Origin of the sequence: Pseudomonas sp. CM25 (assembly GCF_013179705.1) — a bacterium.
GTDB lineage: Bacteria > Pseudomonadota > Gammaproteobacteria > Pseudomonadales > Pseudomonadaceae > Aquipseudomonas.
On the sequence record NZ_JABMCW010000438.1, the window covers coordinates 1 to 3,847 of the forward strand.

Genomic DNA, 3,847 nt, shown 5'->3' on the forward strand with positions numbered 1-3,847 from the left:
GAATACGACAACCCGTTCGGCGGCTTCGACCCGATCACCTTCGAGAGCTTTGGCCAACAGCCGTACACCGACTTCAGTGTGAGTAGCCTGGGCAGCTACTTCGACGCCCAGCTCAGCGATGCCTGGCACTCACGCCTGGAACTTGCCCACAGCGAAAACCGCGATGACAAGCGCGACAAACTCAGCGCCGAACGCTTCGTGTTCAATACCTATCGGGACCAGGCCACCTGGCAGAACGACCTGGCCCTGGGGCAGCAACACACGCTGCTGATCGGCGCTGACTGGTACCAGGACCGCGTACATGGCAGCACCGACTTCACCGAGGACAGCCGCTGGAACCGTGCCGTGTTCGCCCAGCACCGCTACCAGGGCGAACGGTTTTCCACCGAACTGGGCGTGCGCCATGACCGCAACCAGCAGTTTGGCGGCCAGACCACCTGGAGCGGCAGCGTCACCGTCCCGCTGAACGCGCAGAACGATGTGCTGCTGTCCTACAGTGAGGGCTTCCGCGCGCCGACGTTCAACGACCTGTATTACCCGCAGTTCAGCAACCCGGACCTGGACCCCGAGCACTCCCGCAGCTACGAGCTGCAATGGCGCAGCCAGCTGACTGGCGACAGCCGCCTGGAGACTTCGCTTTACCGCACCGACCTGCGCGACGCGATCATCTTTGGCCAGGACTCGATCCCCCGCAACGTCGCCTCGGCACGCATCAACGGCCTGGAAATGGCGCTCAACCAGCAATGGGGCGCCTGGCACAGCCAGCTTGGCCTGGCGCTGATCGACCCACGCGATCGCGATACCGGCCACACCCTGGCCCGCCGCGCGCGACGCACCTTGAGCCTGGACCTGGACCGTGAATTCGGGCGCTTCAGCATTGGCGGCAGCTGGCAGGCGGTCAGCAGCAGCTATGACGATGAGGCCAACCGCAACCGTATCGGTGGCTATGGCGTGCTGGGCCTGCGTGCTAGCTGGGCGGCAACTGATGCGCTGAAACTGGAAGCCAAGCTGGATAACCTGCTGGACCGCAGCTCCAGCCGCGCCCTGTACAGCTACGAGGGGACCTACCACCCTTACCGTGAAGAAGGCCGCACGCTGCTGTTCAGTGTCACCTGGACGCCGGCGCTCTAGCGGCCAGCAGCGCACACAAGCGGGCGGTGGCTTCGATCATTTGCCCGCTGGGCCGCTCCAGCCCTTTGTCAGGCACCACCAGCAAGCGGTCATCGGCGACCGCACGGATTTGCGGCCAGGCCTTCCAGCTGGCCAGTTGCGCCTGGTCGCCGGCCAGGATGACCTGCGGGTTGCGCAGCAGCACCGTTTCCACATTCACTTGCGGCGCCGGTTGCGTGAGGTCGGCGAAGACATTGCGCGCCCCGCACACGGCCAGGGCATCGCTTACCACCTGCCGGCCACCGAGGGTATACAGCGGCCGGTCCCAGACCTGGTAGAACACCTGCAAGGGTTCTTCCCGTCGATACTGCTTGCGCAGTTGCTGCAGCCGGTCACGCAGGGCTTGAGCGTAGTTCTTGCCTTGCTCGGCACGGCCGACGCGCGTGGCGATGGCCTCGATCTGCTCGATCAGCTGCTCGATGCCATGGGGTTCAGCACTGAAAGTAGCGATGCCAAAGCGCTTGAGCTGGTCGCGCTGGGCGGGCGCCACGCTGCCTGGCCACAGCAACAGCAGGTCGGGACGCAGGCTGAGCAGGCGCTCCATGTCCAGTTGCCCCTGGCGCCCTACCGAGGGCAGGTCACGCAGCGCCGTCGGTCGCTCGCCACCGTCGAGCACCCCCACCAGCAGGTCGTCGGCGTGCAGCTCGAGCATGATTTCGCTCATCGAAGGTGCCAGGCTGACGACCCGCAGCGGTTCGCCGGCCATTGCAGTGCAGGCCAGCAGCGCCAGCAGGCCAGGCAGCAGGCGCATCAGCCGAGCTGGCGCGGAATGCGATAGAGGTACAGCACCACAACGGTCGACAGTGCCAGCAGGATCTGTGGCACCGCCTCCAGGCCAACCAGCACCGACAGCGCTGCGACCCAGGCCGGGAAGCAGGCATACAGCATGGCCAGGCGCCGCACCCGCGCCAGTTCGATCCAGGCGGCAGGTTCTTCACTGGTGCCGAGCACTTTGGAAGTGGCGATCAGCGCGCGCTTGTAGGCACCGAAGCGTGGCAGGCTGAGGAACATGGTCGCCGCACCGGCGATGAACAACGGCATCGCCAGCAGCGGGATCAGCGCATCACCGCCACCGAAGGCCCAGGCCATGACCGGCAGCGGCACCAGGCCCATCGCCAGGTACTGCCACCAGGCCAGCGCCAGACGCCGCTTGACCTGGGCGCGGGTCACGCCTGGGGCACCTCGCCCTGGTGTTCGCTGCCCAGCATGTGGCCCAGTTTGCCGGCCTTGGTCGCCAGGTAGTAGCGGTTGTGCGGGTTGTGACCGGTGTGCAGCGGCACCCGCTCGGCAACCACGATGTTCATGTCGGTCAGGGCTTTGACCTTGCGCGGGTTGTTGGTCATCAGGCGCAGGGCCTTCACGCCCAGGTGTTCGAGCATAGGCAGGCAGATGGCGTAGTCGCGCTGGTCAGCGGCAAAGCCCAGGCGCTCGTTGGCTTCTACGGTGTCGGCGCCGCCATCCTGCAGCTCGTAGGCGCGGATCTTGTTCAACAGGCCGATACCACGGCCCTCCTGACGCAGGTACAGCAGCACGCCACGGCCTTCGCGGGCAATGGCCTGCAGGGCGGCCTCCAGCTGCGAACCGCAGTCACAGCGCTGGCTGAACAGGGCATCGCCGGTCAGGCACTCGGAATGCAGGCGCCCCAGCACCGGCTGCCCGTCCGCGATGTCACCCAGGCTGAGCACCACGTGCTCACGGCCGGTGGCTTCCTCAAGGAAACCATGCATGGTGAAAGTCGCGAAGGGCGTCGGGAGTTTAGAGGCGGCAACAAAGACGACGGGCACGTTGTGCTCCTGGAATAAGTTGAAAATTTCTCGTGGGCCGATTGTATCAGCAGGTTGGGGGATATGGGCGGGCTGAATACCGTGGGGCAGGATCGAAAAGTTCGATGCTTGGCAGAGTCCGGCACCCGGTCAATCGGGTTTGCACAGTCCCTGTGGGAACCGCGCCAGGCCACATGAACAGGATTCAGTGCGGTGTGCTATCTGCAGTGAACGGATACGGCTGCTTCCAGTGCTCGAAAATCGGCTTCAGCTCGCCACTGCGCACAAGTTCGGCCATGCGCTTGTCGAACAGATCGCGCAAGGCCCTGGCCCGGTCGTTGCGGGCGAAGGCCAGGTACAGCGGCAGTTCGGCTACATGGGTGCGGCGGAAACGCTCGGGGTGCGGGGCCTGGCTGAGCACGTAGTCCACCTCGGTCAGCGCATCGATGTAGAAGTCCACGCGATCGTGCTCGAGCATTGGCAAAATGCCCTCGCGGCGCTGGATTTCACGGAAGTCATGAGCATTGGGCAAGTAGCTGGAATAGTCGTAGCCACGCACCCAGGCCAGGCGGTAATTGCCTACGTTTTCCGGGGTCGGCACAGGCTTGCTGGCCAGACCAAGGGCGTAGATGTGGTCCAGATCGAAGTGCCAGCGCGGGTAGAGGTTGTCGTCGCTCTCATCCTTGTAAGAACCCACCCAGGCATCGGCCTCACCCCGTTTCACCAACCCGACTGCACGGCTATAGGGCGCACTCTGGGCAACCACCTTGACCCCGGCCGGCTCGAACACCTTGCGCAATACGTCCCAGGCCACCCCGGTACCGTCGGCGTTGGTGTAGTCGAGCCATTCTTCGCTGACCAGATGGATCTGCTTCGGCACGCCGTCGGCAGCCATCACCCACGGGGCAAAGCCA

General features: G+C 64.8%; 5 protein-coding genes. 1 reads left to right on the top strand and 4 read right to left on the bottom strand.

What is annotated here, in order from left to right; all coding sequences use genetic code 11:
- On the top strand, window positions 1-1,131 hold a 1,131-nt coding region (locus tag HP546_RS27320), incomplete at its 5' end, for a TonB-dependent receptor domain-containing protein (RefSeq protein WP_172232070.1).
- On the opposite strand, the gene HP546_RS27325 is transcribed toward HP546_RS27320, so the two are convergent.
- The 4 genes from HP546_RS27325 to HP546_RS27340 all read right to left on the bottom strand — a co-directional run.
- Window positions 1,109-1,921, bottom strand: a complete 813-nt coding sequence (locus HP546_RS27325) for a cobalamin-binding protein (protein ID WP_172232073.1) — start codon at window positions 1,919-1,921, stop codon at window positions 1,109-1,111. The two genes, HP546_RS27320 and HP546_RS27325, sit on opposite strands and share 23 nt — an antisense overlap.
- Window positions 1,921-2,340 carry an MFS transporter gene (locus HP546_RS27330; protein WP_172232076.1) on the bottom strand — a complete coding sequence of 140 codons (420 nt, stop codon included), beginning with the start codon at window positions 2,338-2,340 and terminating at the stop codon, window positions 1,921-1,923. The genes HP546_RS27325 and HP546_RS27330 overlap by 1 nt, the downstream gene beginning before the upstream one ends.
- Window positions 2,337-2,954, bottom strand: a complete 618-nt coding sequence (ribA, locus tag HP546_RS27335; protein WP_172232079.1) for a GTP cyclohydrolase II — start codon at window positions 2,952-2,954, stop codon at window positions 2,337-2,339. Before ribA ends, HP546_RS27330 begins: the two co-directional genes overlap by 4 nt.
- 184 nt (window positions 2,955-3,138) lie before the next feature.
- Window positions 3,139-3,847 (bottom strand): ABC transporter substrate-binding protein (locus HP546_RS27340; RefSeq protein WP_256678553.1); only part of this gene is annotated, 709 nt, incomplete at its 5' end.

What these genes read in the sequence shown, in the direction of transcription:
- HP546_RS27325 (WP_172232073.1), bottom strand. Translation starts at nt 1,921, where the DNA reads ATGCGCCTGCTGCCTGGCCTGCTGGCGCTGCTGGCCTGCACTGCAATG.